General features: G+C 56.5%; 17 protein-coding genes. 1 reads left to right on the top strand and 16 read right to left on the bottom strand.

Annotated features, from left to right (window positions below):
- Window positions 1-33 precede the first annotated feature (33 nt).
- The 12 genes from QEH54_RS11305 to QEH54_RS11250 form a co-directional block, all read right to left on the bottom strand.
- Window positions 34-1,527 (bottom strand): lipopolysaccharide biosynthesis protein, encoded by a 1,494-nt coding sequence (locus tag QEH54_RS11305; RefSeq protein WP_309018784.1) that lies wholly within the window; start codon window positions 1,525-1,527, stop codon window positions 34-36.
- 76 nt (window positions 1,528-1,603) lie between these two features.
- A complete protein-coding gene (locus QEH54_RS11300) occupies window positions 1,604-2,461 on the bottom strand; it encodes a hypothetical protein (protein WP_309018783.1) in 858 nt (285 codons plus the stop codon).
- A 23-nt stretch (window positions 2,462-2,484) separates the two neighbouring features.
- Window positions 2,485-3,726, bottom strand: coding sequence for a glycosyltransferase (locus QEH54_RS11295; RefSeq protein WP_309018782.1), 1,242 nt, complete (start codon window positions 3,724-3,726; stop codon window positions 2,485-2,487).
- A gap of 157 nt (window positions 3,727-3,883) precedes the next feature.
- Window positions 3,884-4,654 carry a class I SAM-dependent methyltransferase gene (locus QEH54_RS11290; protein WP_309018781.1) on the bottom strand — a complete coding sequence of 257 codons (771 nt, stop codon included), beginning with the start codon at window positions 4,652-4,654 and terminating at the stop codon, window positions 3,884-3,886.
- A 378-nt stretch (window positions 4,655-5,032) separates the two neighbouring features.
- Complete coding sequence (locus tag QEH54_RS11285) at window positions 5,033-7,393, bottom strand: choice-of-anchor D domain-containing protein (RefSeq protein ID WP_309018780.1); 2,361 nt, start codon at window positions 7,391-7,393, stop codon at window positions 5,033-5,035.
- A 372-nt stretch (window positions 7,394-7,765) separates the two neighbouring features.
- The gene (locus tag QEH54_RS11280) at window positions 7,766-8,929 is read right to left on the bottom strand and encodes a hypothetical protein (protein ID WP_309018779.1); all 1,164 of its coding nucleotides are present in this window, start codon (window positions 8,927-8,929) and stop codon (window positions 7,766-7,768) included.
- Between the two features lie 71 nt (window positions 8,930-9,000).
- On the bottom strand, window positions 9,001-10,329 hold the full coding sequence (locus QEH54_RS11275; RefSeq protein WP_309018778.1) for an O-antigen ligase family protein: 1,329 nt from the start codon (window positions 10,327-10,329) through the stop codon (window positions 9,001-9,003).
- 109 nt (window positions 10,330-10,438) lie between these two features.
- Entirely contained in the window at window positions 10,439-11,254 is an 816-nt protein-coding gene (locus tag QEH54_RS11270; protein ID WP_309018777.1) for a putative nucleotide-diphospho-sugar transferase, read from the bottom strand.
- Between the two features lie 19 nt (window positions 11,255-11,273).
- Window positions 11,274-12,551 (bottom strand): glycosyltransferase family 4 protein, encoded by a 1,278-nt coding sequence (locus QEH54_RS11265; RefSeq protein ID WP_309018776.1) that lies wholly within the window; start codon window positions 12,549-12,551, stop codon window positions 11,274-11,276.
- An 89-nt stretch (window positions 12,552-12,640) separates the two neighbouring features.
- The gene (locus QEH54_RS11260) at window positions 12,641-13,501 is read right to left on the bottom strand and encodes a sulfotransferase domain-containing protein (RefSeq protein ID WP_309018775.1); all 861 of its coding nucleotides are present in this window, start codon (window positions 13,499-13,501) and stop codon (window positions 12,641-12,643) included.
- A 95-nt stretch (window positions 13,502-13,596) separates the two neighbouring features.
- Window positions 13,597-14,871, bottom strand: a complete 1,275-nt coding sequence (locus tag QEH54_RS11255; protein ID WP_309018774.1) for a glycosyltransferase family 4 protein — start codon at window positions 14,869-14,871, stop codon at window positions 13,597-13,599.
- Between the two features lie 99 nt (window positions 14,872-14,970).
- Window positions 14,971-17,283: a polysaccharide biosynthesis tyrosine autokinase gene (locus QEH54_RS11250; RefSeq protein WP_309018773.1), complete on the bottom strand. Its 2,313-nt coding sequence runs from the start codon at window positions 17,281-17,283 to the stop codon at window positions 14,971-14,973.
- Window positions 17,284-17,770: 487 nt separating this feature from the next.
- Here QEH54_RS11250 and QEH54_RS11245 point away from each other — a divergent pair, with 487 nt between their 5' ends.
- Window positions 17,771-18,253, top strand: a complete 483-nt coding sequence (locus tag QEH54_RS11245) for a hypothetical protein (RefSeq protein ID WP_309018772.1) — start codon at window positions 17,771-17,773, stop codon at window positions 18,251-18,253.
- Between the two features lie 13 nt (window positions 18,254-18,266).
- Here the strand turns inward: QEH54_RS11245 and QEH54_RS11240 are convergent, their stop codons facing one another.
- The 4 genes from QEH54_RS11240 to QEH54_RS11225 all read right to left on the bottom strand — a co-directional run bounded on the left by QEH54_RS11240 (window position 18,267) and on the right by QEH54_RS11225 (window position 22,203).
- Window positions 18,267-18,827 carry a transcription termination/antitermination NusG family protein gene (locus QEH54_RS11240; protein WP_309018771.1) on the bottom strand — a complete coding sequence of 187 codons (561 nt, stop codon included), beginning with the start codon at window positions 18,825-18,827 and terminating at the stop codon, window positions 18,267-18,269.
- 23 nt (window positions 18,828-18,850) lie between these two features.
- Window positions 18,851-19,447 carry a polysaccharide biosynthesis/export family protein gene (locus QEH54_RS11235; RefSeq protein WP_309018770.1) on the bottom strand — a complete coding sequence of 199 codons (597 nt, stop codon included), beginning with the start codon at window positions 19,445-19,447 and terminating at the stop codon, window positions 18,851-18,853.
- A 43-nt stretch (window positions 19,448-19,490) separates the two neighbouring features.
- Window positions 19,491-20,750: an outer membrane beta-barrel protein gene (locus QEH54_RS11230; protein ID WP_309018769.1), complete on the bottom strand. Its 1,260-nt coding sequence runs from the start codon at window positions 20,748-20,750 to the stop codon at window positions 19,491-19,493.
- 73 nt (window positions 20,751-20,823) lie between these two features.
- A complete protein-coding gene (locus QEH54_RS11225; RefSeq protein ID WP_309018768.1) occupies window positions 20,824-22,203 on the bottom strand; it encodes a sugar transferase in 1,380 nt (459 codons plus the stop codon).
- Window positions 22,204-22,347 lie beyond the last annotated feature (144 nt).

Below are 22,347 nucleotides of genomic sequence, written 5' to 3'. Positions count from 1 at the left end.
CCAACCGGGTTCGTTCCCCTTGCTCCACCGTCATCAGCGGCCGCGCGACCAGGCTAACTGCATGCGCCGCCTCAATGGCTTGAAAGGCATGACTTGAAACAAACGATTCGTGAGCAGCGTCACCGCCTCCCGAGTGTTTTCGAAAAAGCACATCGCTCCCCAATACACGCTCATGGTCACGAGAGCGAGCAAAGTGGACTGCAACAGTCCGGGCTCCTGGTCCCGCAGATAGGCGATCAGATTGATCGCGATCAACGGAGCGCCCACGGCCAGAGAGGGAAGCACGCCACTCATCAGACGGAGAAACGGGATGCCGATCTTTCGAGAGGAATAGGCGAAGAGTAGCGGGAATCGAACAAAGAGCCCAGAAAGTGAATACGAGCAGGCCACTCCCAAGATCCCCCACTTCAAACCGATGAACAAGCTGATGACGATTGTCGTCACGCTGAACAGCTTCCACTTGAACAATGCCGCGGCGTCCCCCCGCGAAACCAGAACCGTGGTCAAATAAGAGGAGCACGGTTCGATCAAGGCGAAGGGCGCAAGGGCCATGAACAACGGAACGCAAAGCGCCCATTCCGGACCGAGCAACGTCATGACAATTGGATACGCAAGAGCGAACGACAGCAATACGATCGAGCCGCATACCAAAGAGGTCAGCGTCAGTACCAGCCCCACCGCCTTTTCCAGCTTGGCGCGTTCATCTGCCGCGCGAAACGTCCCGGCGCGAGCTACGGAAATGATCGGATTGACGATCTGCCGCATCGGCCCGTTCAGGATGCTCTGGGCCCGATTGTAGTAGCCTGCTGGACTGACTCCTAGGAAATAGGTCACTATGATCGCGTCCAAGCTCTCTCCGATGCGACCAATCAGTTTAGACCCCATGATCGAAGCCCCAAAACGAAGCAAGGGCAAGGCGGACGCATGATGGTATCGAAAATCTGGATGCCACTTCTGATAGACCGTAACCATCAGATTGTAGATCAAAGTGTAGGAAAGATTCATAACGACCAGAGACCACACGCCCAATCCGTTCATGGCCGCTACGATCGCCGCAACAGTGCTCGCCACCAAGCTGATCAGATCCGCCTTCACCAGCTCCGTAAATTTCATTTCCCGTTGCAACAAGGTCACGCGCTGCACCGTGAAGCTTCGAATAAACGCTGCAAGACCGTAACAAGGAAGCAAATACACGAGCAGTTCCTGATCGAATATCCTGCTAGCGATCGGTCCGAACCCTGCGGTCAGGACGAAGACCGCGAAGCCTAATGCCACGTTCGTCCAATAGATGCTGCTCAGTTCGATCTGGTTGACTTCCGGCTTCTGCAAAATGGCAGTGGATAGTCCCGCTTCCTGGAAGATCGCGAGAATCCCCGCGATGGAGGTCACAAGGGCGACCAAGCCATAGTCCTCCGGGCTGAGGTAACGCGCCAGGACAGCGATCGAAAGAAGGCGCAAGACGACCTTCACCCCCTGTCCGAATCCAGTGGAAAGGGCGCCTGTTATGGTTTTCGTCTTAAGGGACATATGTAACGCTCAGTGAACTCGTGAAAGGCCGTTTCGATGCTTGAGCATCGCGATCGGCAGACCGCTCGACGGTGTTCTACTTTTCGAGAAATCGCTCGTAGCGCGTTTTGGAAACCGCTTCCACAACCTCGTCGTAATTCTCGATGATTTCGTCCAATCGTTTCGGGGTGATTCGCTTCAAAGCGAGGGAAAGGGGTTCCGGCTCGACCTCCAGCCAATCGAACACGCGCTTCAGGGTGCGCAGGTGCGTCTCCTGATTCGACAAGTCGCGCTCGTATTCGACCTCTAGAAAATCGACATCCTCGAGCAGCTTCAATTCTTCTCGGGTCCGGAGTTCAGCCCCTTCCATCCAGTTCACCAACACCTTGGGATCGAAGACAAAAGACTCGCGCTTTGCCTCAGCGCTGCGAGACGCCTCCTGATGAAACGCGCCTCTCAAGCGCGCGTAGATATTGGATACAGCAAGACGAAAGTAGTTGTCGCGATGCAGGTATATGACCTTGAAGCCCTCTTCGGACAGACGCTTCAGGTAGCCGCCGTCCGGCCGCTGCCCATGCACCTGCGTAACCTGGTAGCTGAGCAGCTTGAAGCCCCGCACCGGCTTCGTGCCAGCATTGAGGCAGCGATCCCGATGCCCGTGCGGCCAGAGCATGCGCGATCGCAAGATCTCACCACAGCAATGAATCTGGGAGTGCTGATCCAGATAGCGTACCAGTAGGGTCGAGCCGGAACGCTCCCGGCCAAATATGACGAATCGCGAGTCAGGCTTGCTGTACTTCCCTCGAGCAATCGACATCCCGGCATTGATCAACGATTTGACCTCGTTGACATAGCCTTTGTAGCGGTGGTGTAGATCCAGCTTGGGCTCTCGGTAATTCCATGGCGTCGGATCCATAGAAGGACGCCTGCGTTCCACTTCCGTTTTCATATTCATAAGCTGCAGCTTGAGTTTTGTGACTAAACCAGCGCCTTACGACGCTCTTGCGCTATCGGCGCTCCACCGATCGACCTGCCCAGAGCGTCCTCGATGCCTTCTCGTACCACGGTCGAAAACATCGCGTAGGAATACCGCTCTTCGACCAAGGTTCGTCCTCGCTCCCCGAGATCGGGCAAACGTTGGCGGTTTCCCAAGGATTCCACGATCGCTCGGGCCATCGTCTCGGCGTCCGAAAACGCCCCTACGACGTCCTCCTCCACTAGATCGTCGAATCCTCTCGCTCCGGTCGTAGTTGAAAAGCAGTGACGTCCATGTCTGAGCGACTCCAGTATCTTGATATTCGTACCCGCTCCATCATTGACGGGGCACACCGTAGCGACCGCGTTTCGGTAGGCTTCCTCAACCGTATCCACAAATCCGATCACCTCGACGTTTTTCACCCGAGACCACCGATCCCGCATGGAAGAGCTCAAGTGGCTGCCATAAACGCGAAACGTCGCGCCCGGCTCCGCCGCTACGACCATTGGCCAGACCTCGTTCAGGAACCAATCAACACCGAGAGCGTTCGGGCGATGCTGATAGGATCCAATGGTCATCAACACCTTTCCTTCCGGAAGCGGGAAGTCCCCCAGATCGCTGCCTTCCGCCTCGAAGGGAATATTCGGCAAGAGCCTGGCTCGAGAAACGAGCGGTTCCTCGAGATTCGATGGGTTGGAAACCCACTGGGCTCGCGTGCCAGCGATGACGCTCGGCGACGCCTTCTCGATGTTTCGTAGGTGCCAGCCGAGGATCAGTCGCTCCCAAGCGCTCACCTTCCCGCTGAGCCGTGAGCGATACTTGTCCGGATCCCAGTCGTCGATATCCAACACCACCGGCGGCTTCGCGTTCTCGTGCAAGCCCAAGGCGGCAATCGATCGGGCGTACCTGCCGACGACCACATCGTAGCGACTCAAATCGACCATGGACTCCAAAGCGTTTTTCAGTCGCGGGTCGGTAGCCAGCAATCGGCGGCTACCCTCCACATTATGCCCAAGCTTGTTTTTCCATCGCTGGGGAAGCGGCAGGTATTTCCAAGGAGACCTCTCGAAGGCCTTGGGCAAGTGGATGCGCCCCACTAGACCGAAACGGTCCTTCATGACCCGCCACTGCTCCTCCGTATACCTCGTTGCCGACGATAGAACGATCATCTCGACCTCGCCCAGCTCGCTCAAGGCGCGATGGAGCAGGTTTGTCCGCTGGCTGCCGCCGATGCTTGTAGGCACCGGTGCAACCCAAGTTACCAAAAGTATTCTCATGCGTGCCGTATCTATTCCTTAACTACACAGACTTCGATTACCTCAAGCAGCTCTCCTGCCAATCGATCTCGAAACCCGGAGTCGATAGTTGAAATCGCATTCGCGCCAGCGGTGCGGCCGCTGTTCACTTCAATCGGATCGGACTACCGGGCCGGGAGACGACAAACGCGAGCGAAGTCCCCTCGATCCAACCAGTGGTCACATCGCTGGAGATCTGAGCGCACGTTTCCTCAACCGCCTGCGTAACCCCGGGCATCGATGCGTAGTCATGCCACAGAATAATGGCCTCCTGCCCCTCGACCAGCTTCAAGGCAGTCTTCGAATCAGCCAAGGCATTTCGATAGCTGTGTCCTGCATCGATGAATACAAAGTCCTGCTTTCCATACCAAGGCGAGAAATCGTACTCGAGCGAATTGCCAAACAGCTGCTCGATCGCGCCTTCCTGAACGCGCTCTCTGATCAGCGACCCCGGCTTCTTTCCGCCTGGAGAGCCTGGGACTCCATCTGGCAGGTCGATCGTCCGTATCGCGGCGCTAGGGCTGTTCAAGGAGAGGTTCAGCGACGTCCTGCCATCGAAGGTTCCGATCTCGAAGATATTGGATACGGAGCGAGACTTGGCGATGCCTACGAGAACGGCCAGTTCCGGCAGGGTCACCTGCCACTCGCCAGCGATGCTATGGCGCAATACGATTTCCTCCACCGTATCCACTAGCTCCGACACCGCCACGCGCTCCAAGGTTGGCTCCCTCAAATAGACGCTGAACCGTTCTCGAGCCGCTTCTAGGAAGCGTAGGCGAGACGGACGATGAAACGGGCTCGCTACGGTGTATCCGGTCATGCAAATGAACCCGCGGCTAATGGCGCTTGCAGTTTCGATCTTAGAGATGAGAGACATGGCATTTATCATATTTGAGGTTGGGTATAGGTGAACAAACAGGGCCAATGGTCGCGAATGCGAACCGCAACCTGGCAACGCTCGTCTAGCTGAGACGCGCTCTACTTTCCAATTCGCGGAAACTCGAAAACATAAATCTCGCGAGCGATCGCTTTGCAGCCCGAACTCGACGGATTCGTTCTCGAGGATTGCCCCAAGTCGTGGGCGTGAATCGAGCTGAATTGCATATCGAAGTACGCGAACCGATCGCGCTGGAGACCGAAAAGACAAGGTCGCGTACACGCGAACGCGACTACCAGGTCTACCGGTAGCCGCATTCTGAAAGATAGCGTACCGAAAGCTGGATACGCTAGATCGACTCGTTCCTAAATCGTTCTCCTATGTGTTGTCGTCGCCGACAAGTTCCTTCACATCCAAAGTCGTAGGCTGGACCGGGGCGGCCCCCCCTGCATCGGCAGTAGACATCAGCGTAAGCTGACGCAATTGCGTATCCGTTTCACGACCACGGAGATAAATGTAGTGAACGCCCTTTGCCAGCTCCCAAGTCGCGGGTTCGAATTCCGGAGCGTTATAGGCTCCAGAGCCTCGCAGCGATACTTCGCGCAGCTCGAATCCGTCGGTAAGCGTGACCACGTCCCAGGTGTCCTCGGCTGAGCTCGGCAATTTGTTTATGGCGAGATAGAAGGAGTTGCTGCCCTCTGCGGAGGCGTTGACCTCCGCCACTAGCTTGTATTCGCCGGCCTGCGCCACCGAGACAGCGTAAACGGCATAGCCTTCGTCTTTGAGGGTAGTGGTGATGTAGTCGCCATAATCGGCCATGGCTCCAAGCAGAGTCCCCGAGTCGGCCAGAAGCAGATTGCTCTCCTGGGCCTCGACGGCCACGCCGCCCAAAACGACTTGAAAGTCTCTGTCGCTGGATACGGTCAAGGTGGCGCTGTCAGACCCCGCTTCGCTGGGCTGATACCTAACGTGAATCGTCAGATCGCTGCCTGGGGCGAGGCCGCTGAAGCTCTTGCTGGAGACGATCGAAAAGACAGAGCTGTCCACGTCGATCGAACCGCTGAGCGTATCGCTGCCGGTGTTGGTGAGAGTGAAGGTGCGATCCGATTCCGACCCCACGAGCTGGTACTCGAAATCCAAAGCATCCTGCTGGGTCGACCAGATAGCTTGAGCGGTCTTGCCAAGCCGCTGCGCCAATTGAGCTTCAAACAGGCTCTCCGGCAGCGTGCCCGAAGTGCTGATGTTGAGAGCTCCCGGGTAGTCGCCATGAGCGGAGTGGCTCGATCTGAAATCGCCTTCGCAATCGATCACGTAGTTCATCCCCGTGGGAGGCTTGGCTACGATGGCGTAGCCGCCGGATTGCACGCGGCATTTGTAAGCGACGCCGGTGACGGACGCCCAACCATGCCCATTGCTGTTGTCGCCATGGTTACCCATCCATAGCATCTTCTGGTCGAAATACTTGCCGGTGTTGGACTCCGGGCTTCCCACTTGCCGGAAGACGCAAGCGTCGAACAAGGTGCCGTTCGCCCAGCGCTGGTGGCCGTCCTCCGAAGCCCCGTAGTTGTCCTCTGCGATACAGCGAACGAAGACGTTTCCGGAATCCATGGCATGGCCCCCGCCGATATACTGGTGGCGATTTCTGCGTCCGTAGCTATCCTTGGCCAAAATCAACTGGGCGCCGCGAAAGGAGATTCCGTAGCGGTGAGCGGCCTTCACTTCCGCGTGCGGATCGGTCACGTCAACGTTGTCGAAAGTCACGCGGCTCGATTCCCGGACCACGATCCCTTGGGCCTTGTAGTTCTGGGCTCTGACGTTTCTCATCCAGCAGTTGTCTACCTTGCCAAACTTCACGCAGTGGTTCTGGTGCCCCTGGTCGATGTTGGAGTTGGTCTTGTGATCGATGGTCAGGTTTTCGATTCCCACCTTGTTGATCGGGTTTCCGGTATACTTGTAGACGAAGCACTGCGAGCGCGCCTTGACCAACGAGTAGAAAACAGGGGCGTCGATGGTGATCCTGCTTCCTTCGACAGCAGTGACTTTGCGAACGTAGCGTATCGGCACCTCTCCTACGCCCCAGTTCTTGGGATAGGGAGCGCCGCCGCCGATGGCGGAGAGCCAAGCCGAGGTGCAGGGATGCTCGATCACGATGGAGTCGCCGATCGTGAGACTGTGACCGGACTCCACGTTGAAGGAACGATCTCCCACGTCGACCACGCTGTCGGTGATGTCCCACTTCGAGCCGGAACGACCGTCCATGAACAGCTGGTTCGGATCCGGAGACATGATTTCACCAACCAGGATCGATTGAGCCGGTCGTCCATCGGGAACGTGGCTCTCGATGATCGTGGAGCCCTCTCCGGCGCCGCGAATGACGATACCGCTTTTCTTGATTTCAATGGTGTCAACATCCCAGGTGCCCGGTCCCAGCACCACCGCGCCGCGGTAGCCATACTGGTTGAGTCCCATCGCAGCGACCTGATCCACCGCGTTCTGCACGCGCCAGGTCTCGTTTCCGCTAGGATTGTTCAGCGTGACCTTCGCTTGGTAGTGAACGCCGTACTCCGGCAGATCCTTGTTGGAGTTTTCGTAACCGGCATAGGAGAAATCGGGAATCTTGTACCCGTTTTGGTCCGAGGGGAAACTTAGCGTCCCATTGGAAACCTCCATATAGGTATGGGCAGCCTCCGCGTTGGAATAGAATGAAGAGGATACGAACACCGCAGCTACAAGCGCCATGAATCGCTTCGCGAACGCACGAGATTGGCCAAAGCCCGAACTCTCCTGTGCACGTGAAACGATCCAAGAACATCTGCTACTACTAAAGCTCGTACTTTTAGTCGTTTGGTTGAAGTTGGTTCTTATCATCGTTGGATGGGTCATCGTCGCTTTTTCGTACGAATTCGAACACGAATCGCGACATGAATTTCAATTCACATATCGTTTAAACGGCGAACAGACGCCCGATTCTATATCAAGTTCCCCCATCCCCTTTCTAATCGCTTCATTGACTGAATCTTATAGAAAAATTTACGACTCAAGCCCTTCGAAAAAAAATTTCCGCCCGTCTCCGTAGGCTTTCCTAAGGGATCCACCAAACCTTACGTGTCCCTAGCTGTGAGACGGTGCGTGGGATACCGCGAAGCTCCCCTGCAGCCCAGACCCTTCGGGCTTCAGCGCCTTCACCAAAGAGCTGTATTCATCACCATAATACAGCATGGAATCCGGCAAGCGATCGAAGCTCTCGCACCACTCTAGATAGTCTTCTTCGCGAATTCCCAACAGAGCCTCAACAACCGATTCGGGATCGCTTATATCAACGGTTAACCCTAAGTTATATTGCCGAGCGATGCGCTCGTCTTGCGTTCCGATGTTAACGATAAGCGGCTTTTTGAAGAAAAGAGATTCGGAAAAACGAGTCGTTCTTTGCCAACGCGAGTTTTCCGTTTCGTTATATGCGTCCCATACGATATCAACTTGCGGATACATATTAGGCAAGTCCGCCGGAGATTTATAGGGTCCTCCATAGGAAAGCTCAGCGTATTCATCTATCGTCTTTAGGCACTGCGCTTCATCGAGGGGCGGCACGAACATCCCACGAAAGAGGACTCGAACAGCGCCTTGGGAGCGCTTTGCGAGCTCCACGAGCAATTCGAACGAGGCGACGCTCTTCATGAGCCCGAAGTAGCCCACCGTAATGGGTCTCGGAAGACCTGCTGGCCTTTCGATCGAATCGCGGATCTGCCGGGGAAGCTCCGGCTTGTGCTCGATGACCACATGAGGGAAGGAATCGAAACGCTGCACCTCGCGAAAATAGCCTTCGTAGAAATGCCGCGAGGTGAAGGCGACCACCGCTACGCGGCGGATCAAAAAGCGCTCCAGAAATCGCAGCGCCGCGCTGGCGACGCCTTTGCCGACCAGGGCGTCTCGAATGTCGGCCACCTCGTAGGCGAATTTCGGCCTGGCCCGCGAGGTCAGGCAGGCCACCCATGCGAGCAAAAGGAGATCCAAGCTGAAGCAATACACCGCGCTGGCGCTCTTCACCGACGCTCTGATGATGCGAAACGCCTTGAACAAGCTCCCCAGCCGAGACAGGTAGTTTCGGTTGGCGATGTTCCCTAGCGAAACATAGTCGCCGTGCTTGGCCGGGGTGGAGATCTCTCGGTCGAAGGCGAGAACCTGCGACTGCTGAAAATGCGGCTGCACGCGTTTCGCCCGACGCCACATCCTGGCATGCCTCGGGTGGGACATCAAAAATACGATCTTCTCGTTCATCTTATTCAAAAACTAGACCCTTTTCGGGAGGAACGCCCGGCAGGAGATGAGCCAGGGAGCCACCCCCTCGATCAGGAGCGAAGGGCCTCTTCCTCCTCCTGCTCATCCATTTCTCTCGCCGCCCATTGATAGGCCGAAATCGTGCCAGCCATCGAAATCCAGAATGCCGCGTTCGAAAAAAGGGAACCGGAAAAGAGCGAGCCACAGAAGTAGGCGTAGAAAGCCAGAGACAGCCAGCCGAGCTTCGGATAGCGCACCAGCAGCGCCCACGAGCAGTAGAAGGCGTATCCGATCACGACGAGCAGCGGGATGGTGCCGACGATCCCCACCGCCATCAGCGACTCGAGAATCAAGTTGTGCGGGTAGGCATAACCTCCCAGCGAAGACTGCGATCCGATGATCGGAGACTCCAGGAAGGAGTTCCACGCGTTCTCATAGAAGACGAGCCGATCGGATTGGTCCGACTGTGAAACCACATCGTGATGGATGCTGAGCAAACGATCGAACACGCTGCTGCCCGTCAGCTGAGCGGCGATCAGGGCGATCGCTCCGAAGGTCGCCACACCGACCACAAACTTGATAAACTTGCCGGGCTCGCCACGAAAGAACAGCGAGAAGCCGAACGGCACCGCCATGAAGACGAAGCCAACCACCGGTCCGCGCGAGGCGCTGCCAACGATCAGCAGCATGCCCACCGCCCCTACCGAGTAGAGCAAGAGCGCCTTCCAAACGTTTTTGGGCCGTTCGGAGAAGTACATGAACAGGAAGAAGATCAGCAACACCAGCCCCGAGTACCCCAGCTGGAGCGAGCTGATCGTGGCGAAATCGCCCGTTTCATCGCCCGGATTCATTCTCCCACTGAAAGAAAAGATGTTTTCCCGGTAGATCGCGAAAAAGGAACCCGCAATCAGCACCGCCATGGTGAAGCAAACCGTCTGCGTCTTTCGCCAGGCCGCCCAATGCGTGTTCAGCAATACCGCGACGGAAGGCAACAGACAGGTGCCAATCGCTTTCTGAGCGATGTAGCTGACCGAATAGGTCGCGTCCTTCGGCGGGGCGAACATCGACCCCTGCGCCTGGTAGTCGATCACGATGCGCATGAAGTAGAACATCCAGAAGGCGCTGAATGGCAGCACGATCCAATGCAGCGGAAAGTAGCGGAAACGGGTGGCGAAAAAAACCACCACCACCGAGGCCAGCGCCAACCCCACCGTGGCCATGTGCGATGGGATCGTAAGCACACGGGTCGGCACGTTCAAGACGATCGCCAGCATGAACAGCAGCTGCTTTCCCAGCAACGCCCAGGCGAAAAGAGTGACCAGCACCGCTTTCGCTAGGTAACCGCCATCCGAGGATTCCTCAACCGGCCCCGCATAGCTTCTTCGGCTATCATAAGTCATAATGTGACGACTGACACTCATACCATTCAATCCCTTCGCAGCTCAACTGGCGAACTTAAAACAGACGTATTCGCTGCGCGCATACGACCTGTCGCTCCCGAACCCGGGGTCATCTCAGCCTCATGAGCCGAAGCCCCTTGCCAGCGATCACCTTCGCCGTCGGAAAATCCGTGATGGAGTAGATCAGCTTCCGAATCTTCATGCCGCTGGTGCGGTGATGAAAGATCCTCACGTCCGACCAGCGATTGATCTTGCGAACGTGCTCCGAAGCGATGCCCCGGCAGTTCCACTTGACGTTGTCCAGGATCCCGAACTTGAGCTCGGAATCAGCCACTCCCGTACCATTGACCAGCTCGGTGAAGAAGTACTGGTCGCCGTAGTGACCGGCCCACATCTCCTTCGGATCATGCGCCATGACCGCCCCTTCCCATTTGGAGAGAAAGAGCGAGGTCGGATCGGACTTGCGAAACAGCAGCACTCCAGTGTTGTATCCATCAGCCTTCACCAAATCCAGCAGCAAAGGAGGTCGACGAGAGTAGTCCGCCACATGCGAATGAGCCACGCAAAAGTCGTGCTGCTTGAGCTCGTCGAACAAAGGCGACACCTTTCCCTTGATAGACGTGTCGGTATCCAAAAAAAGCGTCTCGTCATACGGAGACTCGCGCAAGCAGCGCACCTTGAGCTTGTGCGGATTGAGATCAGGGTCCACCTCGCGGCGTTCAAGCCTGTAGCGAGACGGCAGCTTGTAGCGGGAAAAAACGGTTACAGGGATGTCCGGCTCATGGCGACGCAGACTTTTCACGGAGGAAACCAACTCCCCGAGATAGCTCCTGCCCCCAGTTACGACGTAGATCACTCCTCGGGTCTTCACGCGGGACGTCCCGGCGCTGGGCGACCTCGTACCAAGTTCCTGGATACTGTTCATAAGCGACTCCATATTGAACCTATTCGCTAAAGCTTCTTGCCTCCTCGCGAAGAGCGTTGGCCGCCAGCATCTGGCGAGCAGGACTCGTCTTTTCGGTTCCCAGCACCTGATTGATCACTCGCTGAAACTTGTCGCCAACGATCTCTACCTTGAAATTTTCCTCCGCGTAGCGTCGAGCGCACGCTCCCATCTCCAACCTCAGGGCTTCGTTGTCGATCAGGTCCTCGCCCGCCTGAGCGAAGCCTTCGGCGTCTCGGGGAGAGACCACGATGCCCGCTCGATTCTTTTCCAAGATGCGCCCCGCGAGGTTTTCCTTGGGGATCGCCGCAAGGGTTGGCTTGCCCGAACAAAGATAGTTCAGGATCTTCGACGGCACCGAAAAGACACCGGCGTCTTCCTCGAGCAGGGCGATCATCACGTCCGCAGCTCCGAACACCTGCGGCAGGACGTCAAAGGATTGGAACGGCAGGATGACCAGATTGCTCAATCCCCGGATAGGCTTTTGCTCCATCAAGTAGTCCGCGCCGGGCCCTTCCGAGACCACCACCACGCGAACCTCCGGGTCATTGTGAAAGCGCTGGGCGAGACGAAGCACCAAATCAGGATTATGCTTCATGGCCATGGTTCCAGTGTACAAGAAAACCTTCTTGTCATGAAACCCGTATTCGCGGGCCCATGACACGTCTTTTCCAAGCATCGGGATCTCGGCGATGGCTCCCCAGTTCTCAATCACCGAAATGTCGCGGGCATCAACGCCGTATTCGGCCAGCGTCGGGATGAAATCTTCGCTGATCGCAACGGTGCGCGCGCTACGCTTGAAACATCGCCGATCCACCTCGGTATAGTAGATCGCCGCCAGCCGCCCTAGAATTCGCGACTTGCGAGCCGCCAGTTTCTTCACCGCGACACTGTAGAAGTCCTGAACCCAGGAAACGAACGGAATGCCAAGCTCGTTCGCAAGCTTGACCGCCATCAATTGCGGCTCGGACGGGGTGTTCCCGCTGAAAATGATCGATGGCCGCTCGTCCTCGATGACCCGCTGCAGCTCCTTCCCGTAAGCGACCTCGTATCCGCGTCGTTTCAGAAACTTGTACTTGTTCTTTCGATACCGCTTATCCATCGGCACTTCTCGAAAGGAGAGGCCAGGCGGATCGCCATCGACGCGCTGCATGTCCCCTTGCGGCGTCAGCAATCCGCCCGCGTAGGCGTGCACGACTTCGAATCCGCGCCGCGCGAGCTCCCGCGTGAGCTGGATCTGAAACGCGTGTCCAGCATAGTCATGTATCAGAATCTTCATACAAGTTCCTTGTCTTATGTTTCGCTGCAGCTCCGTTCGGTGACGCGAGCCCCGCCGCTAAGCGTTGATGGCAATCGATTGGCGACGAATCACCATTCGACTGATTTCTCGTAGCCGAGCTTCATCACCAGCTCGGCGCCGCCGATCTGCTTGAACAGCTCCTTGACGCCCCCATCGAACTCGCTTTTCCACCCTCCGCTGCCGCCACGCCTGAAGGTGTGAGACTTCGATGGCTGGATCGCCTCGCAGGCCCGCTGGATGAGGGCTTCAACTGGATAGTCGTAACCTGATCTCGAGCAGTAGAATTTGATGATCTTTTCGATCGTCTGGTACTTGTTCTCCGAAATCAGATCCTCGTAGCTGATCGAGCAGACGTTGGGATCTTCGATCCACTGCGTGAACCGAGAGAATCGCTCCACGATGTTCGGATAGTAGATGTCCTCCTTCGGCAGTCCCTTGATGGAGAGAAGCAATCGCTCCGCTCTCGTCGGCAGCTTGCTGAATCGCGAGTGCAGCTTGTGCCAGCGATTCATCTCACCCAAATAGTGAGCTTCCGAAACCACTACATCGCGTGGATCACGATAGATGAAGAAGTGAGCCACGTGCCTGCTTTCCAATGCCTCCTTCGCCTGGTCGCTGTAGTACAGGTGTCCGCAGACCAGCTCGCCCGGACTGACGCGCCTGATCCGTCGCGACATGGCCTCAGGCTGGATCTCCCGGAAGGTGAAAGACGGCTGGGAGGCCCAAAAGCCTCCCCAATCCTTCATGCCAGGCAATACGCTCAGGATCTGCTGAAGCAGGTGAGTCCCGCTTTTAGGAAAGGAGTTCGCCAGCACCGGCGGGTTCTGCCTCCAGGCGCTTGGTCGCGCCGTGGCCGAGCTAAAGGCGCGCGGCACCGCAGCCCCGTAGCGCCAAGCCTTCTTCAAGACGACATTCTTTCTGAAGTTCATAGTTTTCGAAACTCAAAATTCCAACCTATCCGCCACTTGACGAAGCATGCAGCGAGCTACGACCGATTTTCCAATCCGGTCTCTTGTATCCAGACTTAGGCGACAACGCCACCTCGCGCCCAATCGCTCCGTTTCGAGCGAACCGACGTGTCGCGACTCGCGACCAGTTTCAAGTAGTGGGCTGTAGTGATTTCTTGGGAGTAACGTTCCGCTGCCCGAGCCCTTGAGGCTGCGCCCATCGATTTCCATCTGGCTTCATCCTTCAACGCCTGAATGATTCCGCGGCGGTAGCCCTCCACCGTAGGCTCGTCCACCAACCAGCCCGTGACGCCCACGCCCACCGTTTCCGACGGTCCGCCGAGCGCGTAGGCCAGAACGGGACGCTCCATCAGCATGGCCTCGACGAGGGACAGTCCAAACGGCTCCGCATCCTTGCGACTGTTGATCACGACATCCGCCAACTGAAAGTACGGACGTGGGTCCTCGACTCGATCAACCAGTTTGATAGCCTCCCCTGCGCCGGCTGCATCAATTGTTTTTTGCAACGAAACGCTGTAGTCCGAATCAAGCGGGCCGCCCACCAGCATCAGGCTAAGGCGCTTCCCTTCAGCCAGGAGTCCTATGGCAGCCTCTACCACACGGTCCTGAGCCTTGCTGGGATTCATTCTCGCCACGATGGCGAACAACGGCACGGTTTCCTCGAAACCGAAATCGGACTTTCGAAGCGGCGCCTTCACGCGATCGGGATTGAAAAACTGCGTATCCACACCTGGATACAGAACCTCAGGCTTGCAAAGAGCATCGCCCAGAGAGGCGGCCGTATGCTGGCTGTTGCCCATGGGCGTGACCTTAGCGAGCTTGCAGATCAGCTGGTAGCAAAGCGGCTGCAGCCGCATCGGAAGCTTGGACACCACTGTGTTGTGCAAATGCCAATACACAGGTCGCTTCGCGGTGCGTCCCGCCAAGCCCGCCAGTATGAGTAGCGACGCTACCGGAAGGTGTATCCAGTCCGGCTTGACGTCTTCGATGATTGAAACAAGGCGTCGCTTCGCGGTCAGCGACTGCCGAAAGACAGCAATGCACCCCAGCACGAATCCGAAGCCTTTTCGTCTTATCCCCTCCGAGGTCGCCTGTTCCATCACGGTCACGGGATATGCGAGCCCCTTCAGCTCCGCAACGAACGGTCCGGAGCGCATAGCGACAAAGTGGAGCTCCACCGAATTGAGAACAAGCTGTTTCGAAAGGTCGAGAACGGCGCGGCGAACGCCGTAACCCTCGTTTCCTTGCAGCAGCATCAGGCAACGCCTGTGAGCGACAGGAATCTCCGCTCGCTTCACGCGAACGCCTTCTCCTATTTCACCAGCCAACATGGGGAGTGAATCCTCGCTTTTCATATCTCAGTCTCCGCATTCGCAAAGTCGAACCGGCTCAGCCTTACCCAGCCGAGAGTCCGGCACTTCGTTTGTGACTCACGCCACTGGCACACGACGGCCCTTGGTCTTGGGTCGCTTGCCCTTCTTCATCTTATATCCGTAATCTCGATACGTGTATTTATCAGCGACGCGAGCATTCAAGCTCGAGGCTGAGAACGCGTTGAGCACCATTCCAAGAAGAGGAGCGTTGGTCTTGTTGATATCGGTTATCACTCGGCGAATCTTAGGCAACTTGGCCTTTTCCTCCCGAGCGACGAGCAAGGTCTCGCCCGGCTGCTGAGAAACGATCAACGAATCCGGAAAGAGTCCCGCAGGTGGCGTATCCACGATGATGACATCGTAGTGCTCGCGTAGGGCGTCGAAGAGGCGTCCGAAATGAGCGGATACCAGTATTTTAGTCGGGTGCACGCAGGAGCCGCCACTGGGCAGCAAATGAGTGCCGTCATCCAATGCGTGGATACCGAGCGGCGAGTCGACGCTAAACAGGTCCTGCTCCAGAGAATAGCCAGCGTTCGACCAGTAGACGAGACCGCGCTTGCTGTCGATGCCGTTCATCAAATGCTGGCTCGGACGCCTGAGATCGCAGTCGATCAAGAGCGTTTTACGTCCCAGCTGAGTGAAGCCGGAAGCAATGTTCGAAGCTATGGTGGATTTGCCTTCGCCCGGAATGGTGCTTGTCACCACAAAGGTGCGCGACGAGCTCTCCTGAGAAGAAAGCAGCTCCATTTGAACGATGGTCGACATGAATGGCTCCACCTTGGAGGGGTCGACTCGATCCCTCACCACGTGAGGACGGTCCTTCTTTCGCGTACGCGACAGTTTGGGCACGCCGCCTATCAAGTCCTGGTCCAGCTCCACTTCGACGTCCGTAGCGCTTTTCAGCTTGTCGTCGAAGCAATGAAGCGTCAACGGCACCGCGAAAAGTGCTAGTAGTGAACAACCGGATACAAAGATGATGTTAAGCTTGTATTCCGAAAGGAAGGGGCTGTCGATATAGGCGGAGTCGATGACCCGCATGACATCAGCAGGCAGCGAGCTGTTTACATCCGCCATGCTGGCTCTCTGGGAAACCTCGGCGAGGGCCAAGGCCTTGGCTCTGGCCTCTTCCTCCAAGCGGCGGATACGGTCGGCGAGGGCGTCGATCTCCTGGCTTTCGCTGAAGCTGCGATCCAGCTCTTTACGCAGCTTCGCTTCCTGCTTGAGGGCCATATCGTATTGGCTTTCCAGTTCCTCGTAGGCCAAGGCGAAGTTTTCCTGAATCGCCTCGGACAATCCTTCGATCTCGTTAGTCAGTTCGATCATCGCCGGATGCTTCGGACCGTAACGTGACGAAAGCGCCTTCTTTTCCACCATCAGGTCCACGCGCTTCTTGCGAAGCTCTTCGTTGTTTCCGTAGCTCGCCAGGGTCGGATTCGCGAATGGCGTCTGGCTGTTTTCCATCGCGACCTTGGCTCCCGCGAGCTGGGTTTCGATGGTCGCGCGTTCGATGGACGCTTGGGTCTGGCTCTTTTCGATGTAGGCCAAACGCTCCTGCAGGAGCTCGGTGGTGTCTTCGATCGAAGTGATCTTCTTCTCCAGCTTGTAGGCCCTGATCTTCTCGTTGATGGACGAGATCTCCTCCTCCAACGTCTCAGCCTGACGGGTCAAGCTCTGGGCCGCTTCCCGGTTCGCGTTCTTGGTCTCGTTTTGCAGGAAGCTGACGAACTTGGAGGCGATGCGATCCGTTGCCAGCTTCGCCAGTTCAGGATCGCGATGCCGGAACGAGATGATGAACAGCTCCCGATCGCGCTCGCGGTCAGCGCCCATTTTGGAGCCCACCAGATTACGGAATCCCGTTTCCGTGAACGTCTCGCCCTGCTCCAGATAAGGGGTCAGCAACTGCTTCTTCTCCTCCTCGGTGAATTCGTTGGCCGCCATGTCGGCGAATCGGCGACTTTTCAGAAAGGAAAGCTGATTGATGAGGAACATCTCCTGATCGTCGTCCTTCCCGCCGGTCGCCACGTTCGCTCTGTTCAGCACCTCATCGAAGGTGCTCTGAGCGAGAATGGTGGTCATCGCGGTCTGCTCAGGCGGCTCTCTGAGCAAAAAGGAGCCTAGACCCACCGCCACGATAGCCGCGACGAAAAGGCCGGCGAAGAACCGACGCCGCAGGATGGCGAACATGTTTCGTATCTGATTGATCAGATCGACCATGGTTAGGTCCTTGGAGGTCCCTTTGCGCGAGCTGGACGAATAGCTCGGCTGACCCGCCGAACGCGAGGCGCCATAGGGATAGGACCCGTTTCCGTTGGCTCCTGCCGGATTGCGATCGCTGGAATCAAATCGATCTCTCTGTTCAAAGTTGGACATACGCTTAGTTAGTTAGTTAGATTGTTAAAACCCATCGATCGGCTCAGGCCGTATTCGTCTTGGTCGACATCCCGCAGGACTCATCGACTCGTCGCCATTCGGAAGTCGCCGGCGGGAAATGCGACCTTTTGTCCGATATAGACACGCTACCGCCATTTTTGGCGCCATTCCTTCTTGAATGGGCAGTCGCCAAATGAGTTTCGAATTATATATTTGTAGCAAATCGCTTGCCAGCGAACCGCGAAGCTCCAACGCTTCACGCGACAAACGAGAATATTTCTATGCGGCAAAAGCTAGTGGCGCCCAGCCGCCTAATCAATCAGCATTTATCATATTCCACACACGACAGGCTCTAAGCCATCATCGCGTAATGGAAAAGATGACAAACGCCTCTCCTTTCGTTTTATCATAATTGTTCATCAAAGCTTTCTCCCGTAAAATTTCATCCTCGCACTGGGTCATATCCTTATATATCTTTCCATACAACATGAAGAACATCATCAAAAGGCTCTTCACCAGCCCAAAGCCCGCCCAGCCCCAAAGCGTCTCCCAACCAGACAAGCGGAGGAAGCGCGGCTGGATCGGGGTGGATCTAGACGGCACGCTCGCCGAGTACCACGGATGGCGCGGCATGGAGCACATCGGCCCGCCCGTACCGCGAATGAAAGAGCGCGTCATGGAGTGGATCGACAAAGGCTTTCGGGTGAAGATCTTCACCGCGCGCGCCTGCAGCGAGGAAGGGGTTGGCCACGTGAAGCGATGGCTCGCGAAGCACGGGTTTCCCGATCTGGATGTAACGAATGTGAAGGATTTCGACATGGCCGAGTACTGGGACGACAGAGCGGTTCAAGTTATCGAAAACACCGGCAAAGCCATTTTGAGCGCCAGTCTCTCCGGCAAGCCCCAGGCTCCCCTGCTGGACAGCGAGGCCGATGGAGACAACAATGTCATCGGCAAACGCGCGACCTGACCGTCCCGTCGCTTCATCCCGTTTTCTTCACGTCCGTATAAGGAACCGATACCGGAACCTCGCGACCCAGCAGGTCGATCAGGATCTTCACCCGGTCCGACTCCGGCAGGTACTCGCGCACCACGGCTCCCATACCAAGGAAGGCGCCGTCAACGATCTCGACGTAGTCGCCCTTGAGCAGGGTTCCCCGCTCGACTGTCAGCACGTCATCCCAATGGGCGTAGGCGTTTCTCAGCTCCTCGATGCAGGTATCCGGCAAGGTGGGAATTCGACCGCCGAAACGCACGAACTCCACGACTCCCTTTCTCGACAGCACATGGCGAAAGCTTTCTCTCAGCGAGCAGAGTACGAAGAGGTAGCCGGGAAACAGCGATTTCACCACCGAGCGCTTCCCGGAACGCGTCACCCGCTTGTAGCGGATGCGCGGAGAAAACGCTTCCAGACCTGCCTCCTTGCGCAGGCAGGAAACCGCGAGCATCTCCTGCCCCACCTTGGTCCTGACGCAGTACCAGTCTTGGCAATGCTCCGCCACACGCTCCTGCCCGTTTTGATCCAGTTGGTATTGTTGATTCATTTTCAATCAAGCATCCCCTCGGGTTAGAAAAGCGATTCCGGCACGAACACGATGTCGCCGGGCTGCAGTTTGAACTGAGCATCGCTGCTATCCATGTCCTGCTTGGCCAGCGAGTCAGGATTCAGGCGAAACAGCCGATTTACGATCTCGCCATCGCGCGTGATCTGCACCTTTCGCTCTTCCGCCCTTCTGGTGAACCCCCCTGCTTCCGCGATAGCCTGCATCAAGGTCAGTTCCGCATCGGGAGCGATCGCCACCAGTCCCGGATTCCCGACCTGGCCATGCACTTGCACCGTGCGCTGGGCGTATTCTATAATTCTCAGATTGATCTGAGGATTTATAAAATAGTCGCCATCGTACTTCACATATAGAGACTCCTGCAATTCGCTCAGGGTCTTGCCCGCGGCATCGACCTTTCCCACGAATGGCAACATAAACGTGCCATCGGTTTCGATTCGCGCTTCGGTGGTGATATCCGGCTCCATGTATACAGTGAACCTCAATATATCCCCCGAAAACAATTTATAGTTTTTCGTCTGCGAAAAGGCAATCGTCGCTCCAAACAGAACGCACGCTATCGCTATCGCTGCGATTCGTAAGCTTTTGCTAGCATTATTCATTTCCTTTCTCCCTCTTTTTATATATTTCTTAGGATCAAACACGCTACCATCGATAGCCCGCCATGAGTCTGGTCACGAAATCCTCGTACGAGAAACCCAAGATGCTTGAGTCGTTTTCATCGTAGCTGAGCCGAAACTCGCCAAACCATTGTCCTTCTCCGTCCCATCTCAAAGCCGCCGTCGTCCGCAATATGTTGTCTTCGCGCTCGTTGGCTTGATAGGAGCGCTCGAGATAGATCGCTCTGGTGTCGACCGTCAGGGCGTTGCTGACGCGCCAGCGCCAGAAGCCTTCCGCCCTGGAATACTCGAGAGCGTTGCCGGTGCCGCCTGAATCGAAGTCCTTTTCGAAGCCCACTCCCAAATCGGTATCGGCCGTCGGATTCCATTTGGCGGAAATCGCCGCGAAGACGCTATCCTTGGATTCGATGCCAATCATGTCGAAGCTCTGCGAGCCGTAGCCCAGGTTCGCTTCCAGTTCGAAGTCAGCCGCAACATCCGCTTCCACGCTGAGAAACATGGCCGCGTCCTCCCAGTCGCTGCCGATGTCCACGGAATACCAGCGGGCTTTCCCGCCCAGCCCGACATTGAACCTGGAAGTCGCGTCGAAGAGCAGCTTGGTATTCACCCCGTAGGAGCTCCGATCGTTGAAGTCCCGGTTCGGCGGATCCTCGTACGTAATATCGGAGTAGTCCGCTCTGAACTTGAAGATGGACGCCCCCGTCATCTGATAGGTCGTATCCCAGTTGACCTTGAAGTTGGACCGATCAAGCAAGCCCGTGTCATCCCTCAAGTCTTCGTCCGGAAGCGAGTTCTCAACATAGAAGGAAGAGAGAGAGCTGCGAACCCTCGCCCCTTCGTAACCAATCAAACCTTCGATATCGAACAGTGCCGTATCGAGCTGGCTGTTTTCGGAAAACCACAGCTGGCGAACGCCGCTCGTCAACCTGGCTTGCCCCGCGCTCTCCTCCGTGTCGTTGCTCAAATTGAAGCGGACTCGCCCTTCGCGTATCCAATCATCTTCTACAGGCAAAATGACCTCCAACCCTTTGTCGCGGCGAAATACGTTAGAGTGATACTCCGCTACCCCCTGCACCTCCGTCGTCAGCACCGCGTCGCTCCCAATTTTCAAAGCGCCCTCAAGCGCGGCAACGCCGGACAATGAAACGAACGCAAGCGTAAAAAGCTTGAGCCCACCCCGCCAGCCTACGGCAGGTTTCTTCGCCAGGTCATCGACTCGATTCGGATCCGTCCAAGCGGATTTTCGTAATAGTGATTCGGATACAGTTGAAGGCGCTTTTTTCATAATCATATGGGGTGCGAGCTCACGTTTCGAAACGTCTAGAAGCTTTGGGAAGCGGACGCGGCGGGATCTGCCGCTAGGCAGCTCCCTTGTAGTTGAAGAAGGTTCGAATCTGAATAACGACATCCAGCCAGGGGCTCCAGTTTTCGATGTATTGCAAATCGTGCCGGATGCGGTCCTCGATGCTCGTATCGCCACGCAATCCATGCACCTGGGCCCAGCCTGTCATGCCAGGCTTCACGGCATGTCGGCTCTGGTAGTAAGGAATCTGATACTGGAAGCTTTCGATAAGCTCGGGACGCTCCGGCCGAGGACCGACCAGGCTCATGTCGCCAATGAAGACGTTCCAGAATTGCGGGATTTCATCCAGGTTCCACTTGCGCATGAATTCGCCGACGCGCGTGCGGCGCGAATCGTTCTGCGTGCTCCAGCCGACCTTGCCATCCTTTTCGGCGTCAGTGCGCATGGAGCGGAGCTTGTAGATCGTGAAGTGACGTCCCTTCTGCCCGACTCGAGTCTGCTTGTAGAAAACTGGCCCGGGAGACTCCGTCTTGATCAGCGGAATGAGAACGCAATAGATCGGTATCGAAATCATCAGGCCAATCAGCGAGCCCATGATGTCGAGACTCCGCTTGGCGATGCGGGCTAGGATTCTGTTCTGCGGCATTTCCGACAATCCCATGACCGGCTGCCCCTCGATGTTTTTGAGCTGTAGGCAACTCGTGAATACTTCGAAGAAGTTTGGCAGCATCTGAAAATCGACGAACCTGCGCTCGCAAACCTTGGCGACGCGCATGATTTCGTCCGATGTCATGCTCGGATCCGCTATCATGATCGCCTCGATATCGTAACGATCGATCAATCGGTCCAGATCCTGAGTTATCGAACCCAGACAGGCTTTGCAACCGGCGCAGTAGCAGCTCTTGGAACCCGTCTTGATCGCTCCCACCGCGCGATACAGCGAAGTCGTGTTCGAATTGATCTTCGACATGAACTTCATCGCTTCGGGGCCGCAGCCGACCACTGCCATGCGCTTCTGGAAATGGCTCGCAAGCCACTCCCTGGAAAAGAGAAGCGAGACCAGCAGCGCCAGACGAGAACAGCTAAGCAGCACCGCGAGACAGAAGACGCTCACCAGGCAGAACATGCGCGAGATGGTTGGCTCGAGCTTCACGAACAGCACGATGCCCAGCACGATTATCCCCCAGAGCACGCTCACCTTCAGAACCTTTCGAACCGACTGTCCGATGCGAAACATGTTCTCCGGCTCGTAGAGCTTTTGGGAACTGGCGAGGTACATGAAGACGACCACGCCCACAAGAAAATGCGGCAAGTACTCGCTGAATTCGTTTCGTGGGCCCGTCACCGGGAACCATTCATAGCCAAAGCCGAACCGAATCTGAAAGGCCAGCAGCATGGCCAGACCGTACAGCAAAAGGTCTGGGATGAGTAACAAGTAGAACAGAGGGCTACCTCGCCTACTGGGTTTTGATAGATTCTGATAGGAGCTCATATCACATACAAGAGTTGGAAATTCCTGAAGTCCGCGGACTCGATGCGGCCGGCAACAGAATGCCGCCTCGAGTCCTTCCGACCGGTC

Origin of the sequence: Pelagicoccus sp. SDUM812003, assembly GCF_031127815.1 — a bacterium.
Taxonomy (GTDB): Bacteria; Verrucomicrobiota; Verrucomicrobiia; order Opitutales; family Opitutaceae; genus Pelagicoccus.
Note: the sequence above shows the minus strand (reverse complement) of the source record. Positions and strands in the feature narration are given on the sequence as shown.